At 45.4% G+C, this 25714-nt stretch carries 24 protein-coding genes and 1 pseudogene; 17 read left to right on the forward strand and 8 right to left on the reverse strand.

All coding sequences use genetic code 11. From position 1 onward, the window contains the following. The first annotated feature begins 162 nt into the window (after positions 1–162). From ecsA to KXZ66_RS05440, 3 genes are read left to right on the forward strand one after another with little or no spacing between them, the layout of a single operon-like run. The gene (gene ecsA, locus KXZ66_RS05430) at positions 163–906 is read left to right on the forward strand and encodes an ABC transporter ATP-binding protein EcsA (RefSeq protein WP_003233230.1); all 744 of its coding nucleotides are present in this window, start codon (positions 163–165) and stop codon (positions 904–906) included. Further along, on the forward strand, positions 899–2125 hold the full coding sequence (gene ecsB, locus KXZ66_RS05435) for an ABC transporter permease EcsB (protein WP_049140674.1): 1227 nt from the start codon (positions 899–901) through the stop codon (positions 2123–2125). The genes ecsA and ecsB overlap by 8 nt, the downstream gene beginning before the upstream one ends. Positions 2126–2144: 19 nt before the next feature. After that, positions 2145–2855 (forward strand): EcsC family protein, encoded by a 711-nt coding sequence (locus KXZ66_RS05440; RefSeq protein WP_049140675.1) that lies wholly within the window; start codon positions 2145–2147, stop codon positions 2853–2855. Positions 2856–2872: 17 nt separating this feature from the next. Here the strand turns inward: KXZ66_RS05440 and sndC are convergent, their stop codons facing one another. The 4 genes and pseudogenes from sndC to hmoB form a co-directional block, all read right to left on the reverse strand. Continuing rightward, positions 2873–4063 (reverse strand): N-acetyl amino acid acetylase SndC, encoded by a 1191-nt coding sequence (gene sndC / locus KXZ66_RS05445; protein ID WP_219144838.1) that lies wholly within the window; start codon positions 4061–4063, stop codon positions 2873–2875. A 71-nt stretch (positions 4064–4134) separates the two neighbouring features. Next, the gene (locus KXZ66_RS05450) at positions 4135–5526 is read right to left on the reverse strand and encodes a hypothetical protein (RefSeq protein ID WP_219144839.1); all 1392 of its coding nucleotides are present in this window, start codon (positions 5524–5526) and stop codon (positions 4135–4137) included. Between the two features lie 65 nt (positions 5527–5591). Next, positions 5592–5909 (reverse strand): annotated as a pseudogene (locus KXZ66_RS05455) (hypothetical protein). A gap of 44 nt (positions 5910–5953) precedes the next feature. Further along, the gene (hmoB, locus tag KXZ66_RS05460; RefSeq protein WP_003244748.1) at positions 5954–6454 is read right to left on the reverse strand and encodes a heme-degrading oxygenase HmoB; all 501 of its coding nucleotides are present in this window, start codon (positions 6452–6454) and stop codon (positions 5954–5956) included. 121 nt (positions 6455–6575) lie between these two features. On the opposite strand from hmoB, the gene KXZ66_RS05465 reads away from it, so the two are divergent. The 6 genes from KXZ66_RS05465 (at position 6576) to KXZ66_RS05490 (ending at position 15454) form a co-directional block, all read left to right on the forward strand. Continuing rightward, a complete protein-coding gene (locus KXZ66_RS05465; protein WP_049140677.1) occupies positions 6576–8720 on the forward strand; it encodes a transglycosylase domain-containing protein in 2145 nt (714 codons plus the stop codon). A 121-nt stretch (positions 8721–8841) separates the two neighbouring features. Then, the gene (hemE, locus tag KXZ66_RS05470) at positions 8842–9903 is read left to right on the forward strand and encodes a uroporphyrinogen decarboxylase (RefSeq protein WP_077670583.1); all 1062 of its coding nucleotides are present in this window, start codon (positions 8842–8844) and stop codon (positions 9901–9903) included. Between the two features lie 71 nt (positions 9904–9974). After that, positions 9975–10907 (forward strand): ferrochelatase, encoded by a 933-nt coding sequence (gene hemH, locus KXZ66_RS05475; protein ID WP_108029365.1) that lies wholly within the window; start codon positions 9975–9977, stop codon positions 10905–10907. 14 nt (positions 10908–10921) lie between these two features. Further along, entirely contained in the window at positions 10922–12334 is a 1413-nt protein-coding gene (gene hemY, locus KXZ66_RS05480; protein WP_032725328.1) for a protoporphyrinogen oxidase, read from the forward strand. 146 nt (positions 12335–12480) lie between these two features. After that, positions 12481–13056, forward strand: coding sequence for a TetR/AcrR family transcriptional regulator (locus tag KXZ66_RS05485; protein ID WP_014479348.1), 576 nt, complete (start codon positions 12481–12483; stop codon positions 13054–13056). A 70-nt stretch (positions 13057–13126) separates the two neighbouring features. Beyond that, the gene (locus tag KXZ66_RS05490) at positions 13127–15454 is read left to right on the forward strand and encodes a YhgE/Pip domain-containing protein (protein ID WP_124073100.1); all 2328 of its coding nucleotides are present in this window, start codon (positions 13127–13129) and stop codon (positions 15452–15454) included. A 41-nt stretch (positions 15455–15495) separates the two neighbouring features. Here the strand turns inward: KXZ66_RS05490 and fabHB are convergent, their stop codons facing one another. Beyond that, the gene (gene fabHB / locus KXZ66_RS05495; RefSeq protein ID WP_003233200.1) at positions 15496–16473 is read right to left on the reverse strand and encodes a beta-ketoacyl-ACP synthase III FabHB; all 978 of its coding nucleotides are present in this window, start codon (positions 16471–16473) and stop codon (positions 15496–15498) included. Between the two features lie 128 nt (positions 16474–16601). Here fabHB and KXZ66_RS05500 point away from each other — a divergent pair, with 128 nt between their 5' ends. From KXZ66_RS05500 to KXZ66_RS05515, 4 genes are all read left to right on the forward strand, one after another. Next, positions 16602–17378, forward strand: coding sequence for a YhfC family intramembrane metalloprotease (locus KXZ66_RS05500; RefSeq protein ID WP_021479628.1), 777 nt, complete (start codon positions 16602–16604; stop codon positions 17376–17378). Positions 17379–17404: 26 nt separating this feature from the next. Beyond that, entirely contained in the window at positions 17405–17656 is a 252-nt protein-coding gene (locus KXZ66_RS05505) for a hypothetical protein (RefSeq protein WP_015715616.1), read from the forward strand. Between the two features lie 133 nt (positions 17657–17789). Next, positions 17790–18830 (forward strand): M42 family metallopeptidase, encoded by a 1041-nt coding sequence (locus KXZ66_RS05510; RefSeq protein ID WP_014479351.1) that lies wholly within the window; start codon positions 17790–17792, stop codon positions 18828–18830. A 12-nt stretch (positions 18831–18842) separates the two neighbouring features. Next, entirely contained in the window at positions 18843–19250 is a 408-nt protein-coding gene (locus KXZ66_RS05515) for an ASCH domain-containing protein (protein WP_003233192.1), read from the forward strand. A 37-nt stretch (positions 19251–19287) separates the two neighbouring features. Here KXZ66_RS05515 and gltT read toward each other — a convergent pair whose 3' ends face one another. Both gltT and yhfH read right to left on the reverse strand, forming a co-directional pair. Next, on the reverse strand, positions 19288–20577 hold the full coding sequence (gene gltT / locus KXZ66_RS05520; RefSeq protein ID WP_003245579.1) for a glutamate/proton symporter GltT: 1290 nt from the start codon (positions 20575–20577) through the stop codon (positions 19288–19290). 270 nt (positions 20578–20847) lie between these two features. After that, complete coding sequence (yhfH, locus tag KXZ66_RS05525; protein WP_003244802.1) at positions 20848–20982, reverse strand: protein YhfH; 135 nt, start codon at positions 20980–20982, stop codon at positions 20848–20850. Between the two features lie 157 nt (positions 20983–21139). On the opposite strand from yhfH, the gene KXZ66_RS05530 reads away from it, so the two are divergent. The 4 genes from KXZ66_RS05530 (at position 21140) to lcfB (ending at position 25250) form a co-directional block, all read left to right on the forward strand. Further along, positions 21140–21874, forward strand: coding sequence for an MBL fold metallo-hydrolase (locus KXZ66_RS05530; protein ID WP_003233185.1), 735 nt, complete (start codon positions 21140–21142; stop codon positions 21872–21874). Positions 21875–21886: 12 nt separating this feature from the next. Then, positions 21887–22882, forward strand: coding sequence for a lipoate--protein ligase (gene lplJ / locus KXZ66_RS05535; RefSeq protein WP_125121286.1), 996 nt, complete (start codon positions 21887–21889; stop codon positions 22880–22882). A 64-nt stretch (positions 22883–22946) separates the two neighbouring features. Continuing rightward, positions 22947–23591: an SDR family oxidoreductase gene (locus tag KXZ66_RS05540; RefSeq protein ID WP_064911670.1), complete on the forward strand. Its 645-nt coding sequence runs from the start codon at positions 22947–22949 to the stop codon at positions 23589–23591. 117 nt (positions 23592–23708) lie between these two features. Continuing rightward, positions 23709–25250 carry a long-chain-fatty-acid--CoA ligase LcfB gene (gene lcfB, locus KXZ66_RS05545; protein WP_159376748.1) on the forward strand — a complete coding sequence of 514 codons (1542 nt, stop codon included), beginning with the start codon at positions 23709–23711 and terminating at the stop codon, positions 25248–25250. 38 nt (positions 25251–25288) lie between these two features. On the opposite strand, the gene KXZ66_RS05550 is transcribed toward lcfB, so the two are convergent. Then, positions 25289–25684: a YhfM domain-containing protein gene (locus KXZ66_RS05550; protein WP_014479359.1), complete on the reverse strand. Its 396-nt coding sequence runs from the start codon at positions 25682–25684 to the stop codon at positions 25289–25291. Between the last annotated feature and the right edge of the window lie 30 nt (positions 25685–25714).

Below are 25714 nucleotides of genomic sequence, written 5' to 3' on the forward strand. Positions count from 1 at the left end.
ACACCTCATTTTTCAGTTGATATGCTTTTCCTCTACAACTATTATGATGTCCAGAACCCTGTCTCTTTATGACAGCAAATTCATCATTTGTTAAAAGGGAATTGTTTCAAATCAGGCCTTGTTTTTGGTACTATGAAGAAAAACACTATAAGGGGAGAAACTATGTCTCTGCTATCGGTAAAAGACTTAACCGGCGGATATACAAGGAATCCGGTTTTAAAAAACGTATCATTCACCCTTGAACCGAATCAAATTGTCGGCTTAATTGGGCTGAATGGTGCTGGTAAAAGTACAACAATCAGACATATCATCGGGCTGATGGACCCGCATAAAGGTTCAATCGAATTAAACGGTAAAACGTTTGCTGAGGATCCGGAAGGCTACCGTTCACAATTTACCTATATACCTGAAACACCTGTTTTATACGAAGAATTGACGCTGATGGAGCATCTTGAACTAACAGCCATGGCATATGGACTGTCAAAAGAAACGATGGAGAAAAGGCTGCCTCCGCTTTTAAAGGAATTCCGAATGGAAAAGAGGCTGAAGTGGTTCCCGGCCCATTTTTCTAAAGGAATGAAGCAGAAGGTTATGATTATGTGCGCATTTTTGGCAGAGCCTGCGCTCTACATTATTGATGAGCCTTTTCTAGGGCTTGATCCGCTTGCCATTAACGCGCTGCTTGAGCGGATGAATGAAGCGAAAAAGGGCGGGGCGAGCGTGCTGATGTCAACGCACATTTTGGCAACGGCAGAACGCTATTGCGATTCGTTTATTATTTTACATAACGGCGAGGTGCGGGCGCGCGGCACGCTGTCAGAGCTCAGAGAGCAGTTTGGAATGAAGGACGCGGCGCTGGACGATTTGTATCTTGAGCTTACAAAGGAAGACGCTGGCCATGAATAATATGCTTGATATTTGGCAGTCGCGGCTGCAGGAGCATATCAAAGAAACAAGAACATACATGAAATATATGCTCAATGATCACCTCGTCATTGTTTTGATTTTTTTTCTAGCGGGCGCTGCAAGCTGGTACAGCAAATGGATACGGGACATTCCCGCTCACTTTCCGTCCTTTTGGGTGATGGCCGTGCTGTTTTCGCTCGTGTTGACAAGCTCTTATGTGCGAACGCTTTTGAAGGAGGCTGACCTTGTTTTCTTATTGCCTCTTGAAGCAAAAATGGAGCCTTACTTGAAGCAGGCGTTTGTCTACAGCTATGTGTCTCAGCTGTTTCCGCTTATTGCGCTGAGCATCGTTGCGATGCCGCTTTATTTCGCAGTCACTCCGGGAGCTTCGCTCGTATCGTATGCCGCGGTCTTTGTCCAACTGTTGCTGCTGAAAGCGTGGAATCAGGTAATGGAATGGCGTACGACTTTCCAAAACGACCGCAGCATGAAACGGATGGACGTCATCATTCGCTTTGCGGCGAATACACTCGTTCTTTATTTTGTTTTCCAATCTGTTTATATGTATGCGCTTCTCGTCTATGTCATTATGGCTGTTCTTTATCTGTATATGTCTTCCGCAGCAAAACGGAAAACATTTAAATGGGAAAGCCATATTGAGTCCGAATTGAGACGAAAGCAGCGTTTCTATCGGATTGCCAACCTGTTTACTGATGTACCGCATTTGCGAAAGCAAGCCAAACGCAGAGCTTATCTCGACTTTTTGCTGCGGCTTGTGCCGTTTGAACAGCGCAAAACATTTGCCTATATGTTCACCCGCGCCTTTTTGCGTTCGAGTGATTATTTGGGCATTCTTGTCAGATTAACGATCGTTTTCGCGCTGATCATTATGTATGTCTCAGCTAGCCCGCTGATTGCAGCGGTTTTGACTGTGTTTGCCATTTTCATTACGGGCATTCAGCTTCTGCCGCTCTTCGGCCACTTTGACCATCTGGCGCTTCAAGAGCTGTACCCTGTGAAAAAAGAAACAAAGCTGAAAAGCTATTTCTCTCTATTAAAAACTTCACTTAGTATTCAAGCGCTGCTGATGTCTGTTGCGTCTGCCTATGCAGCCGGCTTGACCGGTTTTCTGTACGCGCTGATCGGTTCTGCCGTTCTGATTTTTGTTGTTTTGCCTTCTTATATGACAACCAGGCTGAAAAAGCACGGAAAGCTGTGAACTGAAAAGGGGTAATCAAATGACAGATAATCAGCTGCTGATGCAGGAAGCTTTGCAATGGAAAATGCATTTTTTGCGAAAGGATTCCATGTTTGAACGCTTTTCGAAGCGTGTCCAGACGAAGGTGAATGAACGGATTCCTGAAAAAATCCATACGGTCGTCACCGAGAGTGTGAAAAAAATGGTAGAAGCGACAATGACCGGCTCCAATATCATTACTTATAAAAAGGATACAAGTGCACTGTCGCTCAGTGAAAAAAACGAATTGGCGAAAAAAACGATTGTTTCTTATCAGAAAGTGGCAGCTGCTGAGGGAGTCGGCACCGGAGCGGGCGGCATTTTTTTAGGCATTGCTGATTTTCCGCTGCTGCTTTCAATTAAGATGAAGTGTTTATTTACCTTGTCTTCCATTTACGGCTTTGATGTGAAGGATGCACAAGAAAGGATGTTTTTGCTGCTCGTGTTTCAGCTTGCATTTTCGAGTGACGATGGCCGTAAATCGCTTTTTTCTGTCATCGAAAATTGGGAGACGGAGAAAAAGAGCATCGACTGGAGAGTGTTCCAGCAGGAATATCGCGATTATATCGACGTCGTGAAGCTTTTTCAGCTTTTGCCGGGCGTAGGAGCGGCAGTCGGCGGAATTGCCAATTATAAGCTGCTTGCTCAGCTTGGAGAAACGGCAAGACATGTTTTTCATCTGAGGATATTAAAGGAAACAGCCGGAGAATAAACACTCCGGCTGTTTTTTTATAGCTGATGATAGGTGATCGCAGCGCCGGCAAGGACCTTGGCCGCTGTCAGCATGGCTTTTTCGTTGATATCAAATTTCGGATGGTGGTGGGAATAAACTCGATCTGGCTGTTCGGGAGCTGCACCTGTAAAGAAAAAAGTGCCTTTCACGTTTTGTAAGTAATAAGCAAAATCCTCGCCGCCCATTTGCGGTTCACCGTCAATGACCTGCTGAACGCCCTCGGTATTCTTTGCGGTGCTCACCAAGTGGCTCGTTTCGGCAGGATGGTTCACAACCGCCGGATAACCCTGTTCATAGGTGTACTCATACGACGCGCCGTGCATGCTGCATATTCCTTTTACAACCGCTTCAATTTCTTTCTCCAGAATGTCCCGGACATTTTCATCAAAAGAACGCGCTGTGCCGATGAGTACTGCTTGGTCTGCGATGACATTAAACGGATTGTCGGCGATGAAGGAGCCTGTCGAAATGACGGCGGATTGAATCGGATTGACTTTGCGGCTGACAATGTGCTGCAAAGAGGAAACGATTTGCGAACCGATCAGGACGGCGTCTTTAGTATCATGCGGATGAGCGCCGTGGCCGCCCTTTCCGAAAACTTTAATCGTAAATCGGTCCGCCGCCGCCATTACGGCGCCGGGGCGGCAAAGAATAGTTCCGAGCGGCTCAGTTGCCCAAAGATGAGTGCCGAATATCACATCCGTGTTTTCTAGACAGCCGTCATCGATCATTGGCTTTGCGCCTCCCGGATAATATTCTTCTGCATGCTGGTGGATCATCACAAATGTTCCCTTCAGTTCATGTCTGTTTTGGTGAAGGACCTTGGCCACTGCGAGAAGAGCTGCGGTGTGGCCGTCGTGGCCGCATGCATGCATGACACCAGGCACTTTGGAGGCGTAAGGGGCATCTTTTTCATCTTGAATGGGGAGAGCGTCAAAGTCGGCCCTCAAAGCGACTGTAGGGCCGGGTTCGCTTCCTTCTATATATGCTAAAACCCCTCTGCCGCCAACGTTTGTGCGGATTGGGACTCCTAACGATTCATAATAGGAAGCAATAAATGCGGCGGTTTTTTCTTCTTGAAATGAAAGCTCAGGATACATATGAAAATGGCGCCTGATCTCAACCATTTCTTCAAAACAGCCGTCGAGCTGTTTGTTTATCTCTTTCTGCAGTGTGGATATGGACAAAGCCGCTTCCCCCTTTTCTATGTTTTCCATGATTGTATAGAAAAAGTCTGAATATTTCAACTCGTGCTGTTTTAAAGCATCATCACAGCTGCGAGGGTTGTCACCAAAAGGCCAATCGCGACGGGAATGAAGTTTTTTCTGGCAAGCTCAAAAGGATCAACTTTGCAAATGGCCGCCGCGGGAATCAACGCCCATGGGACCAGTGTTCCTCCGCCCACCCAGATGGCAGAGATTTGTCCGAGCGCGGTCAGAACGGCGGGATCGGCATGGAGAGCGGACGAAAAGAGCTTTGCGATGGAGCCGGCGAGAGAAATGCCAGAAAATCCTGAGCCGTCAAGGCCTGTTATGGCTCCAGCGGCAGTTAATGCAGCGGCGGCAAGCTCCTTTGACATAGGCATCATATGGGATAAAGCAATGCCAAGATCGTTGACAATGCCGTGGGAACCTTTAGGGAGTGAAGTGCCCAGTATGCTCTCATAGCCTGAGTCGCCAAGATAAAAGAAAGCGGCAATCGGGATGACGGGGCCGAAAACCTTAAAACCGAACTTAAATCCGTCAATAAAATAGCCGGTGATTTTTTCAAGCCCTTTATGCTTATACACGAAAAAATGAACGGTAAAGAGGATACAAATTGCAGACCCGCCAATTAACGCGGTGGCATCATTTCCTTGTAGGTTAAACAAGAGCATGCAGGCGATATCTGCAAGAAAGGCAAGCGGAATCAAAAAAGCCAGTATGGACCGCAGGCGTTTTGGCAAGTACAGCGAGTGGTCTTGTTCGCCGGAAAGAACGGGGGAAAAAGAAGCGGGATGCTCCTGTTTTTTGCGTTCGCGCTGAATCATGATAAAGGCAGCGGTTGTTGTTGTCACACCCATAATCAGCACAAGCGGAATGCTGGCCGAGACGACATCACCGACTGGAATGCCTGCTGCATCTGCAGTCAGCTTTGGCGCCGCCTGAATGACAAAGTCTCCTGACAGGGCAAAACCGTGTCCGAATAAGTTCATGGCCATGGCCGCGGCAAGAGGCGTCAAACCGGCACGTGCGGCTGCGGGGAGCAGGACGGCGCCGATTAAAGCGACACCCGGAGAAGGCCAGAAGAAGAGAGAAATGGCGAACATCAGGCCCCCAATCAGCCAATAGGCAGTCACAGGCCCTCTCACAAGGCTTGCAAAGGGAGAAATCATCGCTTCATTTATCCCTGTTTTTGTTAACAAATCACTCATTGAAACGATAAAGCAAATGATGAAAATCGTGGGCAGCAGTTCGCCGGCCGCATAGATAAAGCTGTGGAATAAACTGCTGACAGAAGCTGAAAGTGAATGGCTGGCCCATAGCGATATGATAAAAATGCCGAATAGAGAAATAAATGTCGTGTCTTTTCTCAGCAGCATAAATAGGATAATTGCACCGATAAAAAACACATACAGAACATGGACAGACAAAATCCCGACTTCCATCATCGATCACTCCTTCCGCTTACAGATTATTCATAGGCGGGCGGAAGGTGCCGGGACAGAGGGGAGGGTTATGATGGAAGATGAACATTGATCTGTTTCAGCTGCTCAATCAGATGATGCCTTAATACTCTATTCGCTTTTTGCAGATGTTTTGGGAAGCATTCAGGAGAAAAAATGACGCACCCTTCAGCAAGCCAGTTTTTTCTATAGGCGATGATGCTTTCCGATGGCTCTAAATATGAATCATCCTCGTGCTGCATCTCGTAATCATCAAATCCGAACTGAAAACAGCAGCACGGGCAGATTTCATGAGAATGATTGCCTTCATGATCATATGGCGGTTCAGCCAATCCCTTAAACCCGCAGACTGGGCAAGTATGCTTCATTTTGCTTTCCTCCCAATAAAATAAGCTGCCGGACATGCCGGCAGCTATTCGACAGCGAAATATGTGGTGACATAGGAAGGCCGGGAGAAGATCGACGTTGTGTCAATTCCGGCAGATGTATCGCGTTTTTTGTGGGCTTCTTTGTAAGAACCGGACTGCTGCCAGTCTTGAAAGGCGCTTTCCGTTTCCCACAAGGTCAGAATGACATAGGTGTCACTGTCAAGCGGACGGAGCACTCGAATTGCTTCAAAGCCAGGCTCGTTTTCGACTTTTCCCGCTCTGTTTTTAAATCTGTTTTCAAACAGCGGACGCCCTTCCTGAGTAACGGCAATATTGTTCAATACTGCAAAACCGGGATGTTTGATCTCTCCGACTTGGTCAATGACTTCATAAGCGTGTGGTGCCTGGAAAACGGTATCTCCGTTTGTTTCATGAATTAAAATGGCGTTTTCCTGCCCCTGCATCAAAAGGATATTTTCTGAGGGATGCTTCTGTACGATCGTTTTTAAAAAATCGGCTGTCCCATATGTAATATAAACCTTCATATCAGCCACCTCCTGCTTGCTAGTATATCAAAACAATGGTATAAGTTTCTATTGGCGAGTGCTTCGAACATAATTCCAAACAATTTTTCCCATACTACCTTTAGAAAGGCGAGGTGAGTTCATGTTTAAGATAAAGAAAAAGAAACTTTTTATACCTATCATTATTTTAGTGTTAACTGCTTTTCTCGCTTTAATAGGATATATTTCAATTATTTTTCTCGGCCATTATGTCATAGATGAAAAAAAGCTTATTCTTCATGCTTCTTCAAAAATTGTTGATCAAAACGGAGATGAGGTTGCAAGCCTGTATACAGAAAATCGCGAGCCGGTCTCGATCAATGAGATTCCAAAGCAGGTCAGAGAAGCGTTTATCGCTGTTGAGGATAAAAGGTTCTATGAGCATCACGGCATTGATGCAAAATCTGTCGGAAGGGCAGTGTATCGCGATATATTAGCAGGCGGAAAGGTGGAAGGCGGAAGCACGATCACCCAGCAGCTTGCCAAAAATATTTTTCTGACACATGACAAAACGTTTCTAAGAAAAACAAAAGAAGTGATCATTGCGATCAATCTTGAACGGGATTACAGCAAGGACAAGCTGCTTGAAATGTATTTAAACCAGCTTTACTTCGGACACGGGGTTTACGGCATACAAGCGGCGTCCCACTATTATTTTAATAAAGAAGTAAAAGATTTGACTGTATCTGAAGGCGCTGTTTTGGCCGCTATTCCGAAGGCGCCTTCTACGTACTCTCCGATTTTGCACCCTGATAAAAATAAGGAGCGGCGTGATACAATTCTAGGCATGATGAATGACCAAGGCTATATCAGTGCGAAAGAGGCTGTCACCGCGCAAGGCCGAACGCTTGGACTGCATGTGAAGAAACAGTCGGAAACACCTTGGTTTGACAGCTACATTGACCTTGTGATCAAAGAAGCGGAGGACAAGTATTCCATTTCTGGGGAGCAGCTTCTTCAAGGCGGATACACGATCAAGGTGCCGCTCGATTCGAAGCTGCAGAAGACGGCTTACCAGGTGATGAAAGAGGGAAGCTATTATCCCGGAACAGATCAGAATGCCGAGGGAAGCGCGGTCTTTATTAATAACAAGACAGGCGGTGTAGAAGCGGCCATCGGCGGAAGGGATTACACATCCAAAGGATATAACCGTGTCACAGCTGTCCGCCAGCCGGGTTCCACATTTAAGCCGCTTGCCGTATACGGACCGGCGATGCAGGAAAAGAAATTTAAGCCATATTCTCTATTGAAGGATGAGTTGCAGTCCTACGGAGATTATACGCCGAAAAACTACGACAGCCGGTATGAGGGCGAAGTCACTATGTCTGACGCCATTACGTACAGCAAAAATGCGCCGGCTGTCTGGACGCTGAATGAGATCGGCGTCGAAACAGGAAAATCTTATTTGAAAGCAAACGGCATTGATATCCCTGATGAAGGACTTGCTCTCGCTCTAGGAGGCTTGGAAAAAGGCGTTTCGCCGCTCCAGCTTGCCGGCGCGTTTCATACATTTGCCGCGAATGGAACGTATACGGAACCCTTCTTTATCTCGAGCATAATAGATGAAGACGGAGAAACAATAGCCGATCATAAAGAGGAAGGAAAGCGGGTTTTCAGCAAGCAGACGTCTTGGAATATGACGAGAATGCTGCAGCAGGTAGTCAAAAAGGGAACGGCCACGTCCGGCACCTATCACGGCGACCTGGCGGGAAAAACAGGTTCTACATCTTATACAGGCGTCTCCGGCGCGACAAAGGACGCCTGGTTTGCAGGCTATACGCCGAAAATAACCGGGGCAGTCTGGATGGGCTATGACAAAACGGATCAAAACCATTATTTGAAAGCCGGGAGCTCATACCCGACGCGGCTGTTTAAGGATATTTTGACACAGGCAGGAGAAACCGGTCATGTGTTCACAAAGCTTAAAAACGTTAAAGAACTGGAAAGCCCGATTGAGCTGAAGCCGGTCAAAACACTCACAGCTGATTACACATTTAAAGCAGCGGGGCTCTTTACTATTGAATTAAAGTGGGACGCTCAAGAGGATGATCGGGCCGTATACAGAATTTATGTAAACAAGGACGGCGAGGAGTCGCTTCTTGATTCGGTTGAAGGGAAGGGAAGCTATGAAATTCCTTATGCCAACTTATTTTCGGGCGCGTCTTATAAAATTGTGCCTTATAATACACAGACAAAAAGAGAAGGGGAAGGAACCGATTACGTTCAGCCAAAATTGTTTTCCTCTTAATGGAATTCGGCGATTTTTTGAACTTTGAGCTACATTTCTATACCATTTGCCTAAAACAAGGTATAGTGTAATAAGTCAAGAAATACGAACGTATGGTTGCCGTATGAAAGGTGGAAATCAGATGAGTAAACGAGAAACGTTTAACGAGACGTTTTTAAAAGCTGCGCGGGGAGAAAAAGCGGATCACACGCCTGTGTGGTATATGAGGCAAGCAGGGCGCTCACAGCCGGAATACCGCAAGCTGAAGGAAAAGTACGGATTGTTTGAGATTACCCATCAGCCCGAACTTTGTGCGTATGTCACAAGACTGCCGGTTGAGCAATACGGAGTCGATGCTGCAATCCTTTATAAAGATATCATGACGCCGCTGCCGTCAATCGGTGTGGATGTTGAAATCAAAAACGGGATCGGCCCTGTGATTGATCAGCCAATCCGGTCTCTGGCGGACATTGAAAAACTCGGCCAAATTGATCCGGAACAGGACGTGCCGTACGTGCTTGAGACAATTAAACTGCTTGTCAATGAGCAGCTGAACGTCCCGCTCATCGGTTTCTCAGGTGCGCCTTTTACGCTTGCAAGCTATATGATCGAAGGCGGCCCGTCGAAAAACTACAATAAAACAAAAGCCTTCATGTACAGCATGCCAGATGCATGGAATCTGCTGATGTCCAAGCTTGCCGACATGATCATCGTGTACGTGAAAGCGCAGATTGAGGCAGGCGCAAAAGCGATTCAAATCTTTGATTCGTGGGTCGGCGCATTGAATCAGGCAGATTACAGAACATACATCAAACCCGTAATGAACCGGATTTTTTCAGAGCTCGCAAAGGAGAATGTGCCGCTGATCATGTTTGGCGTCGGCGCAAGCCATCTTGCAGGTGATTGGCATGACCTTCCTCTCGATGTTGTCGGGCTTGACTGGAGACTCGGCATTGCTGAAGCCAGATCAAAAGGAATTACTAAAACAGTGCAGGGCAACCTGGACCCGTCCATTTTGCTTGCGCCATGGGAAGTCATTGAGCAGAAAACGAAGGAAATACTTGATCAGGGTATGGAGTCAGACGGCTTCATTTTCAATCTTGGCCATGGGGTATTTCCTGATGTCAGTCCCGAGGTTTTGAAAAAACTGACAGCATTTGTCCATGAATATTCACAAAACAAAAAAATGGGTCAATATTCCTAAGCATATCTTTTGGTATCTTAATGATATCCTGTCAAAATGTTTGTATCAGATCATTAAAGAGGGTGTAAACAGTGAGTAGAAAGAAAATGGGGCTTCTCGTGATGGCGTACGGCACGCCTTATAAGGAAGAAGATATTGAACGTTATTATACACATATCAGAAGAGGCAGAAAGCCTGAACCTGAAATGCTTCAAGATTTGAAAGACAGATACGAAGCGATTGGCGGCATTTCACCGCTTGCCAAAATCACAGAAGAGCAGGCGCATAATCTGGAACAGCACTTGAATGAAATTCAGGATGAGATTACGTTTAAAGCGTATATCGGACTGAAGCATATCGAGCCGTTTATTGAAGACGCCGTAGCAGAGATGCATAAGGATGGCATTACAGAAGCAGTCAGCATCGTGCTGGCGCCGCATTTCTCCACGTTCAGCGTTCAGTCCTACAACAAACGCGCCAAAGAAGAGGCTGAAAAACTCGGCGGCTTAACGATTACGTCAGTTGAAAGCTGGTACGATGAACCGAAGTTCGTGAAATATTGGGTTGACCGAGTGAAGGAAACATATGCGTCAATGCCTGAGGATGAAAGAGAAAACGCAATGCTCATCGTATCCGCACACAGCCTGCCGGAAAAAATCAAAGAATTTGGAGACCCGTACCCGGACCAGCTGCATGACTCGGCGAAATTAATTGCTGAAGGCGCAGGCGTTTCCGAATATGCTGTCGGCTGGCAAAGTGAAGGGAACACGCCTGATCCTTGGCTCGGACCCGATGTTCAGGATTTAACACGTGATTTATTCGAACAAAAAGGCTATCAAGCATTTGTATATGTTCCTGTTGGATTTGTCGCGGATCACTTAGAAGTGCTTTATGATAATGATTATGAATGCAAAGTGGTTACTGACGATATCGGCGCAAGCTATTACCGGCCGGAAATGCCAAATGCCAAGCCTGAATTTATTGATGCTTTGGCAACAGTCGTATTAAAAAAATTAGGACGTTAAAGAAGGCGATGAACATGAGTGACGGCAAAAAACATGTAGTCATCATCGGCGGCGGCATTACCGGTTTAGCCGCCGCCTTCTATATGGAAAAAGAAATCAAAGAAAAGAATCTGCCGCTTGAACTGACGCTTGTTGAGGCAAGTCCGAGAGTCGGCGGAAAAATCCAGACTGTCAAGAAGGACGGCTATATCATCGAAAGAGGGCCAGACTCATTTCTGGAACGAAAGAAAAGCGCCCCGCAGCTTGTTAAAGACTTAGGTCTTGAGCATTTGCTTGTCAACAATGCGACCGGACAATCCTATGTGCTTGTAAACCGCACTCTGCATCCAATGCCGAAGGGCGCTGTAATGGGGATACCGACAAAAATTGCGCCGTTTGTTTCTACGGGTCTGTTTTCTTTGTCTGGGAAGGCGAGAGCTGCTATGGATTTCATCCTGCCTGCTAGCAAAACAAAGGATGATCAGTCATTGGGAGAATTCTTCCGCAGACGTGTCGGAGATGAAGTGGTCGAGAACTTAATCGAGCCGCTTCTATCAGGGATCTACGCAGGCGACATTGACAAGCTCAGCCTGATGTCGACATTCCCGCAATTTTACCAGACGGAACAAAAGCATAGAAGCCTGATTCTCGGCATGAAAAAAACAAGGCCTCAAGGCTCAGGCCAGCAGCTGACGGCAAAAAAACAAGGGCAGTTCCAGACTCTGTCAACCGGTTTGCAGACCCTTGTAGAAGAGATCGAAAAGCAGTTAAAGCTGACGAAGGTGTATAAAGGCACAAAAGTGACCAAACTCAGCCATAGCGGCTCTGGCTATTCGCTCGAACTGGATAACGGCGTCACACTTGATGCTGATTCAGTAATTGTGACTGCTCCGCATAAAGCGGCTGCGGGAATGCTTTCTGAGCTTCCTGCCATTTCTCATTTGAAAAATATGCACTCCACATCCGTGGCAAACGTCGCTTTAGGTTTCCCTGAAGGCTCCGTCCAAATGGAGCATGAGGGCACGGGTTTTGTCATTTCAAGAAACAGTGACTTTGCGATCACAGCCTGTACGTGGACGAATAAAAAATGGCCGCACGCAGCGCCGGAAGGCAAAACGCTGCTTCGGGCATATGTCGGAAAAGCTGGAGACGAATCCATTGTCGATCTATCAGATAATGACATTATCAACATTGTGTTAGAAGACTTAAAGAAAGTCATGAACATAAACGGCGAGCCGGAAATGACATGTGTCACCCGATGGCATGAAAGCATGCCGCAGTACCATGTCGGCCATAAGCAGCGTATCAAGGAGCTGCGTGAAGCACTTGCATCTGCGTATCCGGGTGTTTATATGACAGGCGCTTCTTTCGAAGGTGTCGGCATTCCCGACTGCATTGATCAAGGAAAAGCTGCCGTGTCTGACGCGCTTACCTATTTATTCAGCTAAAACCTCCGCTTTATCGCGGAGGTTTTTTTGATGTTCAATGGCAATATTGTGTAAAAAAATGATTGAATTGAACAGCAGGTTATGATACATTTGCATATGTACTTAATGACTAAAATGTTCAAACGGTCAGTTTCGAGGTGAATACAATGTCAATAGATCGAAAAAAGCTCATTTTGGAGGCGGCTACAAAGTCTTTCACGCAGTTCGGGTATAAAGCGACGACAATGGATCTTGTCGCAAAACTTGCGAACGTGGGGAAGGGAACCATTTATACTTTTTTCAAAAACAAAGAAGAGCTGTTTGACGAGATTTTCACTACTTTATTAAAGGAAATGAAGCAAAAAGCGGATGAAGCGATGGAGCCGAACCTTCCGTTCCATGAAAATGTGCACAGAGCATTGTTTGCTATTCTGGAGTTCAGGAAAACACATCAGCTGACGATTAAAATTTTCCAAGAGAATGCCGAGATTGGTACAATGGCAGTTCAGGAAGTGATCCAGAAAATGGAGCGAGCCATACTGTCTTATATCAAAAGTAAGATTGAAGACGGGATCAAAAGCGGCGCAATCAAGCCGTGCGACCCTGAACTGACAGCCTTTGTGATGCTGAAGCTTTATATCGCGCTCATTTTTGACTGGGAAAAACAACACCCCCCGCTTGATAAAGAGACAATTGCGGGACTGCTTGAATTGTATGTTGTCAAAGGATTGTCAGCGAACTAGATAATCCTTTCTCTTTGCAAGAAAATGACCATTTTTCATGATGAGTCAGTTTTAGAATGGAGGCATCAGGATGAACACAATACGAAGTCAGTGGAAAGACATCGTAACAAGTAAAAAATTATTGATTCCCATCATCGCCATTTTGTTTGTCCCGCTTATTTACAGCGGCGTATTCTTAAAGGCTTATTGGGACCCGTACGGCACAGTTGACCAGCTGCCTGTCGTTGTCGTCAACCAAGACAAGGGAGCAACGTATGAAGGAGAAAAACTTCAAATCGGTGATGATCTGGTCAAAGAATTAAAGGATAATAACAACTTTGATTGGCATTTTTCCAATGATCTCGACCAATCGTTAAAGGACTTATTGAATCAAAAATATTATTTAGTTGTCGAGATTCCTGAGGATTTTTCTAAGAATGCCAGCACTGTATTAGACAAAAATCCGAAAAAATTGGATCTGAAATACCACACAAATGCAGGTTCTAACTATGTAGGGGCAACGATCGGCGAAAAAGCGATTGATAAACTGAAAGCCTCTGTTTCAAAAGAAGTGACCGAGCAATATACGAAAGTTATTTTTGATAACTTTAAAGATATCGCAAAAGGTTTGAGCGACGCGAGCAGCGGCGCGAAAAAAATTGATGACGGCACAAAGGATGCGAAAAACGGAAGCGCACAGCTGAAAGAAAATCTGGCGAAGCTGAAGGAAAGCACCGCTACCATCAGTGACAAAACAGCGCAGCTTGCAGATGGAGCGGCTCAGGTGACGAGCGGCATCCAATCACTTGACAGCTCGCTCGGTAAATTCCAGGACAGCAGCAACCAGATTTATGATAAATCTGGTCAACTTGCAGCAGGATCAGGCAAGCTGACTGGCAAACTAAATGAACTGAATGCCGGCCTTCAAAAGGTGCAGCAGGGCTTACCTGATCTTACAAACGGGCTGAATCAGCTCAACAGTAAAGCACAAGAAGAGTCGGAGAAAGCAGCAAAAGCGGAAAAACTCATAAATGCGCTTGATTTAACACAGCTTGAAACAGCTGTGAACAATCTGGAAAAGTCAGAAACTGCGATGAAGGAATTTAAAAAACAGCTGTCTGACTTTGAAAATAGCTTGAAAAACCGTGATCAGGCATTCAAAAATCTCATCAACTCGAGTGATTTCTTAACAGCGGAGCAAAAAAGCCAGTTGATCAATTCTGTTGAAAAGCAGCTTCCGAAAGTTGATGCGCCTGATTTTGATGAAATTTTAAGTGGGCTTCCTTCAGCTGATCAGCTGCCTGACATCGCAACGATAAAAAGCTCATTGGAAGATGTGAAAGCGGAGGTTGCCCAGGTGAAGGCATTGCCGGAAGCTACCTCTAAGCTTTATAATGGCGCAAAAGCCACTCAAGATGCGATTGACAAATTAACTGCTGGATCTGAGAAGATATACAATGGTTCACAGCAGCTGACAGAAAACCAAAATAAACTGACAGCGGGCATCGGTGAATATAATAAGCAGTTCGCAAAAGCAAAAGCGGGCTCAGAGCAATTGGTGACAGGAAGCAGCCAAGTATCCGGCGGATTGTTTAAGCTGTTAGACGGGTCTAAACAGGTCCAAAGCGGATCATCAAAACTTGCAGACGGATCTGCATCACTTGATACAGGTTTAGGCAAGCTATTGGACGGCACAGGAGAGCTGTCTAGTAAGCTGAAGGATGCGGCTGACCAAACAGGAGATATCGATGCTGATGATCAAACATACGGCATGTTTGCGGATCCGGTTAAAACCAAAGATGATGCCATTCATTCCGTTCCTAACTATGGAACAGGGCTGACACCTTATATCCTGTCAATGGGCTTGTATGTCGGCGGCATCATGCTGACGGTTGTCTTCCCGCTGAAGGAAGCGTCAGGACGTCCGAGAAACGGTTTTGAGTGGTTCTTCAGCAAATTCAATGTCATGATGCTTGTAGGAATCATTCAATCATTGATTGTGGCGACGGTTCTTCTATTGGGAATTGGTCTCGAGGTAGAGAGCACGTGGAGATTTTACGTGTTTACGATCATTACGAGTCTCGCTTTCCTGGCGATGATTCAATTTTTGGCTACCACGATGGGCAACCCTGGACGTTTTATCGCAGTCATTATTTTAGTGCTGCAGCTGGGAGCGAGCGGAGGAACCTTCCCGCTTGAATTGCTCCCGAATTTCTATCAGGTCATCCATGGCGCGTTGCCGATGACCTACAGCATTAACGGATTCAGAGCGGTCATTTCAAACGGTGACTTTGGCTACATGTGGCAGATGGCCGGCGTCTTAATCGGCATCGCCCTCGTCATGATTGCACTAAGCATTACTTACTTTACAATGTTAAGCCGGAAGGAAGAATCATCAGAAGAACAGCCGGCTTCATAAAGAAAAAGAACTTGTTTCCTTGGAAACAAGTTCTTTTTTTGTTACATTCCCCATTTAATAAGCAATCCTGTATAGGTTAATCCGCCGCCAAACCCGAAAAGCAAAACAATTTGATCTTTTTTCAGCTTCCCGGCTTTCACTGCGAGATCGAGCGCCAAAACAATTGAAACCGAAGACGTGTTTCCGTAGTGCTCAACACTAGTGAGCGTTTTTTCAATCGGGAACGGTGTTTTTTCACAAATTGACTCGATCATGCGCAAGTTGGCGCTGTGAGGAACAAACCAATCGAGATCATCAGAGCTGAGTCCTGCTTTATGTAAAAGCCGTTCAAATTCGCCAGGGACGGTTCTTGCGGCCCATTTATATACCTCGCGTCCGTTTTGCACCATTTTTCCAGAACCGACAAGCTGCACACCGTTTATTTCATTTCGCAGTCCGGCACGATACAAAATATCGCCGCCGTTCCCGCTTGTTCCTTGTACAGACGCAAGAAATCCCGGCGTCTCTTCATCTCGTTCCACTAACAGCGCACCAGCGGCATCGCCGAACAGAACGCATGTCGTTCGATCGGTATAATCCGTTACCTTTGATAACGTCTCTCCGGCGATCACGAGAATTTTTTGATGAAGGCCAGATGTGATCAATCCATTTGCCAAATGGAGGCCGTAAGTCAGCCCGGCGCATGTCGCATTAATATCCAGCGCGCCGGTGCTTTCCCAGCCGAAATATTCCTGTACGCGGCATGCCGTACTCGGAAAGGCGTAATCGGATGTGGTTGTGGCAACGAGGATCATATCGACATCATCAAGTGTTCCTTTATAACGGCTCTTGAGATTCTTCACCGCTTCTATGCATAAATCAGAGGTAAATTGATGTTCATCCGCAATCCGGCGTTCTCTCATTCCTGTGCGCTGAACGATCCATTCATCAGAGGTATCAACGATCTTTTCTAAATCTGCATTGGTTAAACGTCTGCTCGGCGCATAGGTGCCGATAGCTGTAATTTTTGCTTTTGACATATGAATCACTCCTTATGGTCAGATTATAACACTAGATATTAGTATCTGGTACTAAAAAGAAGGTTTTTTTACAAAAAAAGAGAAGTGTAGAATAGGGAATCTATGAAAAAGAAAAAGGAGGCTGAAAAATGGTCAGTCAAGAAGCAGTAGTCTTTTTGGCATTATCCGGGGCTATTGCGTTTCTGTTGCCAATCGGGCTGATTGTATGGTTTAAGCGAAAGTATGGCGCCTCGCTTAAAGTGTTTTTTATTGGCGCTCTCACGTTTTTTGTCTTCGCTCAGCTGCTGGAAGGCGGCGTTCATGTTTATGTACTGCAAGTGAATGAAATGACGAAAGAAGCGATGCAACATCCATTATGGTATGGTATTTACGGCTGCTTGATGGCCGGAATTTTTGAGGAGTGCGGAAGGTATATGATGATGCGATTTTTTATGAAGCGCCATCATACTTGGGCGGATGGTCTGGCTTTCGGGGCAGGCCATGGCGGGCTTGAAGCCATCCTGATTACAGGCTTGTCCTCTATCTCACTTATTGTATACGCATTTGCAATCAATAGCGGGACGTTTGAACAGCTTTTGGTCAATGGCGACGTCAAACAGGCGCTTTTGCCGATACAGGAGCAGCTGCTGCATACTCCTTCGTATGAATGGATGCTGGGCGGAATAGAAAGAGTCAGTGCCATTGCCGTCCAAATTGGGCTGTCTCTGCTTGTTTTGTACGCGGTTAAAAGCCGCCGGCCGCTGTTTTTGTTGTATTCTATTCTTTTACATGCACTGTTTAATGTACCGGCGGTTTTATATCAGAGAGGAATCATAGAGCATGCTGCAGCTGTTGAAATCATTATTGCTCTTATAGCGGCTTTATCAGTTTATTGGATTGTAAAAGCAAAAAGGGTGTTTCAATAAAAGGTCCAAGCAGCAGTAATGCCCGCTTGGAAAAATGTGAATGGAAATATTCATTAAGCATGGGTCATCAGAATATTTCTGATTCAGTCTTTACAATGACAGCAAGAATGTCTGTGTTTTTTACAAGAGAAACAATGGTGTTTCTTTTTCTTCTTCTCGCAAGGGTCATGGCATTCTTTCTTTTTCTTGCAATGGTCGTGGAAATCTTTATCGAACCACTCGTCAAAGAACCAAAAATCATCGAACCAATCGTGACAACGACATTTCTGTTCATGTGAATGACGACAGCACATAGAAATCCCTCCTCTTCCCATGCTCTCTACAGCATATGAGAGATTGATAGGAAAAGATTGGACGGGTCCCTCGGGAAAAGAGTATATTTTAAGTAGAAAATAAAAGGAGGAATGCCCTATGACGTCTGTACGTAAAACGATGGAGCTCATTAAAGAACTGGTATCGATCCCAAGCCCGACCGGAAATACATATGAGGTGATCAATTATATTGAAAGCCTTTTAAAAGAATGGAAGGTAGAAACGGTTCGGAACCACAAGGGCGGCTTAATTGCAACGCTTCCAGGACGCGACACATCCCGGCATCGCATGCTGACTGCGCACGTTGACACCCTCGGCGCTATGGTAAAGGAAATTAAAGCGGACGGCCGGCTGAAAATCGATTTAATCGGCGGGTTCCGCTACAACTCGATTGAGGGGGAGTATTGCCAAATTGAAACCGCCTCAGGAAAAACGTACACAGGCACAATCTTAATGCATCAAACGTCTGTGCACGTATACAAAGACGCGGGAAAGGCTGAGCGGAATCAAGAGAATATGGAGATCCGCCTAGATGAACCTGTTCACTGCCGGAAAGATACGGAGGAGCTTGGCATTGGCGTCGGAGACTTTGTGTCGTTTGATCCACGTGTCGAGATCACATCAAGCGGATTTATTAAATCGCGCCATTTGGATGACAAAGCAAGCGTCGCCTTATTGCTCCGCTTAATTCATGAAATTCAAACAGAAGACATTGAGCTGCCGTATACAACCCATTTTCTTATTTCCAATAATGAAGAAATCGGTTACGGCGGGAATTCGAATATTCCTCCTGAAACAGTTGAATATTTGGCGGTTGATATGGGCGCTATCGGTGACGGGCAGGCGACAGATGAATATTCAGTATCAATCTGTGTGAAGGATGCGAGCGGGCCGTATCATTATCAGCTCAGAAAGCATTTAGTTCAATTAGCCGAGAAGCATCATATTGACTATAAGCTTGATATATATCCGTACTACGGGTCTGATGCATCAGCAGCGATCAAATCCGGGCATGATATTGTGCATGGCCTCATAGGGCCGGGAATTGACGCTTCCCATGCATTTGAACGCACCCATAAATCATCTCTTCGCCATACCGCTAAGCTTCTGTATTACTATGTACAGTCACCAATGGTATAAGGGGGAGGACCAATGAAGATTTATAAGCTGAAAAGCACATTCGGCTGGGAAGGTGATGACGGGTTGGGAGAACAGCTGATTCAGCAGATCCTTGCCGGAGAAAAAACCGCCACGTGCGCGCCGAAATCATTGTATTCAAAAGATGAATTGAGGGACGTTTATCAAACAGCGGGTCAGCTTGTTACCGTTTATGATAAACATGACAATCCAAGATGCAATATAAAAGTGACAGATGTCTTTGAAACCACCTTTGGTGCGCCTGATATGAGGTTAGTCAAAGGAGAGGGCAATGGAGACCGAATTGAGGAGTTTCAAGAGGATCATCGGATGGCATGGGCGGAACTGATCAAAAGCGGTGAACTGGAGCTGAATGAGGATACTGTTTTGATTACAGAACTGTTTGTGCTTGTTAAAGATTAAAAAAAGCCTGCGGGGCAAGAACCCCGCAGGCTTTTCATTAACCAGAAATGGTTGCGTTTTGTTCTGTTTTCGATTGGGACATAACAGTTTCTGCTTTCGCAGGATTAAACATGCCTTCCCATTTAGACATCACAACGGCAGCAAGCGCGTTACCAGTCAGGTTGACAACTGTACGTGCCATATCCATGATGCGGTCTACGCCGGCAATAAAGGCAAGTCCTTCAGCCGGAACGCCGATGGTGCCAAGCGTTGCAAGCAAGACAACAAAAGAAGTACCAGGCACGGCAGCCATCCCTTTGGATGTCACCATTAAGACGAGCACAAGCGTAATTTGGTGCCAAATCGTCAAATCAATGCCATATACCTGTGCTAAAAAGAGTGCGGCAATAGATTGATAGAGAACGGAACCGTCTAAGTTAAACGTGTAACCGATCGGAATGACAAATGAAACAATGCCTTTTGGACATCCGATTTTCTCCATTTTTTCCATGATACGCGGAAGAACCGTTTCAGAGCTGGACGTACTGAACGCCAGTAAGATTTCGTCCTTCATGTAAGCAAGGAACTTGAAGATGCTGATGCCGGCAATTTTTGCGACAATCCCGAAAATAACAATTAAGAAGAAAGCAAGCGCGACATAAACCAATCCGACGAGCTTTCCGAGAGAGATAAGAGAACCGAGTCCAAATTTAGACACAGTCACTCCGATAAGAGCGAAAACGCCGAATGGCGCCACTTTCATCACAAGGTTTACAACGTGGAACATGGCATGGGATACACCTTCAAAAAAGGCTAATACAGGCTTGCCTCTTTCACCGATCGCGGAAATACCCAATGCAAATAGTACTGTAAAGCAGATGATGGCTAGAAGATCCCCTTCGACCAATGACTGGAAGAAGTTTGTCGGCACAATATGGAGGAACGTTTCCGCCACTGATTTATTACTTTGTTCTTTTTCAGTTTCAACATATTGACTGATGTCCGATTTTTGAGCTTCGTGTATATTAACTCCTGTACCCGGATGGAAGATGTTTGCAAGGGCTAGTCCGAGAATAATGGCAAAAGTCGTGATGATCTCGAAGTACAGAATCGTTCTGAAGCCTAATTTACCGACTTGCTTTCCATTTCCTGCACCGGCTACACCGATGATTAAGCTGGAGACAACAATAGGAATCACTATCATTTTGATTAAGCGTAAAAAGAGATCCCCGATTGGCTGCAGGTAAGTAGGCAATGCTGGGTTGCCATACCAAATGACGCCAACAATGACACCTAGAATAAGTCCAACGAATATTTGTGTGGCTAATCCAAACTTAATTCTTTTCATAGATTACCTCCCAAAAAACAAAGTATCAACATATATCATGAATAGACATATATTTAATCTCACTATTAGATCAAATTATAATAGATAAGAAATCAATTCGTCTATAGTAAATTATATTTCGAAAATAAAGAATATTCAATGACATTATGATAATCACCAGAATTATCTAAAAACAGGTGAGCTTTGACCTAACCTGACTATTATTTCAAAATTAAGAGATATGTGAAAAAATAAGAAAATCCCACGCATAAGGCGCGGGATTTTCGCTCATTACAAATCGTTTACTTTTATACAGTCATTGCAGATATTACCATAACACTCATGCTGCTCTTCTATCTTTTTTCCGCATTCCGCACACTTTTTCGAAGGCAGGTTTCTAAAAAATTCTGTGATTTTCCCCAGCATAACCAATCCCTCTTTCCCCTTTGTAGTGATTTCATTGTAATATAACAGATTACAAAAATCAATAACTGTTTTGATACAATGTTTAAAACATGCTTTTTTCAAGAAAAATGGGTATATTGAAGGAGGATCAATTTTTTTGAAAAGATAGGAGGACATTATGAAAGTTACAGTTATCGGATGCTATGGCGGTTTTCCGGCCGCAAATGAAGCGACGTCAGGCTATTTGTTTCAGTCAGGTGATTACTCTCTGCTTGTTGATTGCGGCAGTGCCGTTTTGTCTAAGCTGTTCGGATATGTGCCGGCGGAAAAGCTGGATGCGGTCGTTCTGTCTCATTATCACCATGACCATATCGCTGATATCGGACCGCTACAATTTGCCAAGCAAGTCGGTTCGTTTCTCGGCAAAGGAGAGCATACGCTTCCGATTTACGGACATGATGCTGATATAGAACAGTTTCAAAAGCTTACATATAAAACACATACAAAAGGGATCGCCTATCAGCCGGATCAGCCGTTGACTGCCGGTCCGTTTACGATCACCTTTTTAAAAACGATTCACCCGGTGACGTGCTATGCCATGCGGATTACTGACGGCAGCCACACTGTCGTTTATACTGCTGATTCCAGCTATCAGGATTCATTTATACCGTTTTCGAAAGATGCTGATTTATTGATCTCAGAATGCAATTTTTATGCCGATCAAGACGGAACAAGTGCAGGCCATATGAACAGCCTGGAAGCCGGGCGCATTGCAAAAGAAGCGGGAGCGGGAGAACTGCTGCTGACCCATTTGCCGCATTTTGGCGTGCATGACAACCTTCGCAAAGAAGCGAAAACCGTTTTTAACGGAGAAGTGAATATTGCGAAATCAGGTTTTGTGTGGGAAGGATAAAGGAGGAGCACCATGTTATTTATAGACAATCAAAATATCAATGATCCGCGGATCAATCTTGCTATCGAGGAGTACTGTGTAAAGCATTTAGACCCTGAACAGCAATATTTGCTCTTTTATGTGAATCAACCGTCTATTATCATTGGGAAAAACCAAAATACAATAGAAGAAATCAATACAAAATATGTTGAGGAAAACGGGATTATCGTCGTCCGCCGTTTATCAGGCGGGGGCGCTGTTTACCATGATCTGGGGAACTTGAACTTCAGCTTTATTACCAAGGATGACGGGGACAGCTTTCATAACTTTAAAAAATTCACTGAGCCGGTGATTCAGGCGTTACATCAGCTTGGGGTTGAAGCTGAATTAAGCGGCCGGAACGACATTGTAGTGGATGGCCGGAAAATATCCGGAAACGCTCAGTTTGCAACGAAAGGCCGTATTTTCAGCCACGGCACCCTCATGTTTGATTCAGCCATTGATCATGTTGTATCAGCATTAAAGGTGAAAAAGGATAAAATTGAATCAAAAGGCATCAAATCGATCAGAAGCCGAGTAGCAAACATCAGTGAGTTTCTCGATGATAAAATGACCACCGAAGAATTTCGCAGCCATTTGCTTCGCCATATTTTTAACACAAACGACATTGGAAACGTGCCGGAGTATAAGCTGACGGAAAAAGATTGGGAGACCATTCATCAAATTTCGAAAGAGCGCTATCAGAATTGGGATTGGAACTACGGCCGCTCGCCGAAATTTAACCTTAATCATTCGAAGCGTTATCCGGTTGGATCGATCGATTTGCGCCTGGAAGTCAAGAAAGGCAAAATCGAGGACTGCAAAATCTTCGGAGATTTCTTCGGTGTCGGTGATGTATCTGAAATTGAAAACCTGCTGGTCGGAAAACAATACGAACGCAGCGTCATCGCTGATGTGCTCGAAGGTGTGAATCTCCAGCATTACTTTGGGAACATTACGAAAGAGGATTTCCTTGATCTGATTTATTAAGGCAAAACACATCGTTTGAAAGAGCGGTTGTGTTTTTGAAATAATGGAGGCAGGAGGGATTCACATGAAAGTGTTTTTAATCGGAGCGAACGGACAAATCGGGCAAAGACTTGTCTCTTTATTCCAAGGTAATCCTGATCATTCCATCAGAGCGATGGTCAGAAAAGAAGAACAGAAAGCGTCTCTTGAAGCTGCCGGTGCAGAAGCTGTGCTTGCGAATCTGGAGGGCAGCCCGGAAGAAATCGCCGCTGCGGCAAAAGGCTGTGACGCGATCATTTTCACAGCCGGTTCCGGCGGCAGCACAGGCTATGATAAAACGCTGCTGGTGGATCTTGATGGAGCGGCAAAAGCCATTGAAGCTGCGGACATTGCCGGAATCAAACGGTTTATTATGGTCAGCGCCCTGCAAGCCCATAACCGTGAAAATTGGAATGAGGCACTCAAGCCTTATTATGTGGCCAAGCATTATGCTGATAAAATTCTGGAAGCGAGCGGTTTAACCTATACGATTATCCGTCCGGGAGGCCTTCGCAATGAGCCTGGAACGGGAACTGTTTCAGCAGCGAAGGATCTTGAGCGGGGATTTATTTCCCGTGATGACGTTGCAAAAACGGTCATTGCTTCTTTAGATGAGAAGAATACGGAAAATCGGGCCTTTGATCTGACAGAAGGAGATACGCCGATTGCCGAAGCATTGAAGAAACTATGACAGTACTGACACTCAGGGCTTTTTGCTCTTGAGTGTTTTTTTCTGTTTCTCTATAATGGAGGAGAAAGCTTGGCTTCAATAATGAATGACTATTCATTCACTTTAAGGGGTGGGAGAATGAATCTTGTTTCAAAATTGGAAGAAACAGCATCTGAGAAGCCCGACAGCATCGCATGCAGGTTTAAAGATCACATGATGACGTATCAAGAGCTGAATGAATATATTCAGCGATTTGCGGACGGCCTTCAGGAAGCCGGTATGGAGAAAGGGGACCATTTAGCTTTGCTGCTTGGCAATTCGCCTGATTTTATCATCGCGTTTTTTGGCGCTTTAAAAGCTGGGATCGTGGTTGTTCCCATCAATCCGTTGTACACGCCGACAGAAATTGGTTATATGCTGACAAATGGCGATGTAAAGGCAATCGTGGGCGTTAGCCAGCTTTTGCCGCTTTATGAGAGCATGCATGAGTCGCTGCCAAAGGTTGAGCTCGTCATTTTATGCCAGACGGGGGAGGCCGAGCCGGAAGCTGCGGACCCAGAGGTCAGGATGAAAATGACAACGTTTGCAAAAATATTGCGGCCGACATCTGCCGCTAAACAAAACCAAGAACTTGTCCCTGATGATACCGCGGTTATTTTATATACGTCAGGAACGACTGGAAAACCGAAAGGCGCGATGCTGACTCATCAGAATTTGTACAGCAATGCCAACGATGTTGCAGGCTATTTGGGAATGGATGAGAGGGACAATGTGGTCTGCGCTCTTCCCATGTTTCACGTGTTTTGTTTAACCGTCTGTATGAATGCACCGCTGATGAGCGGCGCAACTGTCTTGATTGAGCCTCAATTCAGTCCGGCATCTGTTTTTAAGCTTGTCAAGCAGCAGCAGGCGACCATTTTTGCCGGTGTGCCTACAATGTATAACTACTTGTTTCAGCATGAATACGGAAAGAAAGATGATTTTTCTTCCATCCGGCTGTGCATTTCGGGAGGCGCGGCCATGCCAGTCGCGTTGCTGACGGCGTTTGAAGAAAAATTCGGTGTTACCATTTTGGAAGGCTACGGGCTCTCGGAAGCATCACCCGTCACGTGCTTTAACCCGTTTGACAGGGGCAGAAAGCCGGGCTCCATCGGGACAAGTATCTTACATGTCGAAAACAAGGTCGTAGATCCGCTCGGACGCGAGCTGCCCGCTCACCAGGTCGGTGAATTGATCGTGAAAGGCCCCAATGTGATGAAGGGCTATTATAAAATGCCGATGGAAACAGAGCATGCATTAAAAGACGGGTGGCTTTATACGGGGGACTTGGCAAGACGGGATGAGGACGGCTATTTTTACATTGTTGACCGGAAAAAAGACATGATCATTGTAGGAGGATACAATGTGTATCCGCGGGAGGTGGAGGAGGTGCTGTACAGCCATCCGGACGTCAAGGAGGCGGTTGTCATCGGCGTGCCGGACCCCCAAAGCGGGGAAGCGGTAAAGGGATATGTGGTGCCGAAACGCTCTGGGGTAACAGAGGAGGACATCATGCAGCACTGCGAAAAGCATCTGGCAAAATACAAGCGGCCTGCCGCCATTACGTTTCTTGACGATATTCCGAAAAATGCGACGGGGAAAATGCTCAGACGGGCACTGAGAGATATTTTGCCCCAATAAAATGAAAAAGCGAAGCGGTTAGCTTCGCTTTTTCATTTTCAATCCTTTGCTTCTTTTTTAATAATATTTAGCAGCGCCTTTGTATCATTTTTGCTCAATTTGTAGTATGTGCCATCCTTCGAAAAAACGGCTTGCTGGCTGCCGTCAATCCATAGTCTGAATGAGTCATACCGGTCTTTATGAAACTTGATTGTCCCTTCGTAATCAGGGGCTGATGTTTTTTCTGTCTTCACCTGTTTTCCCTGATTCATAATATCCAGCATATCTTTGACGTGCTGTCTTTTTTCAATCTCGATATCTTCCTGGCCGCTTGAAGACAGTGTGATCAAATCCGCGTCTACCGATTGATACACATCGCCTGATCGGCTGTAAAGATAAAAAAATGCTATAAACACAAGACCGATTACCACGATGGCTGCCACTATTTTTTTCATTTGCATCACTCCAAACATTGTTAGTTTTCC

This window comes from Bacillus sp. LJBS17 (assembly GCF_019334685.1).
Taxonomy (GTDB): domain Bacteria; phylum Bacillota; class Bacilli; order Bacillales; family Bacillaceae; genus Bacillus; species Bacillus subtilis.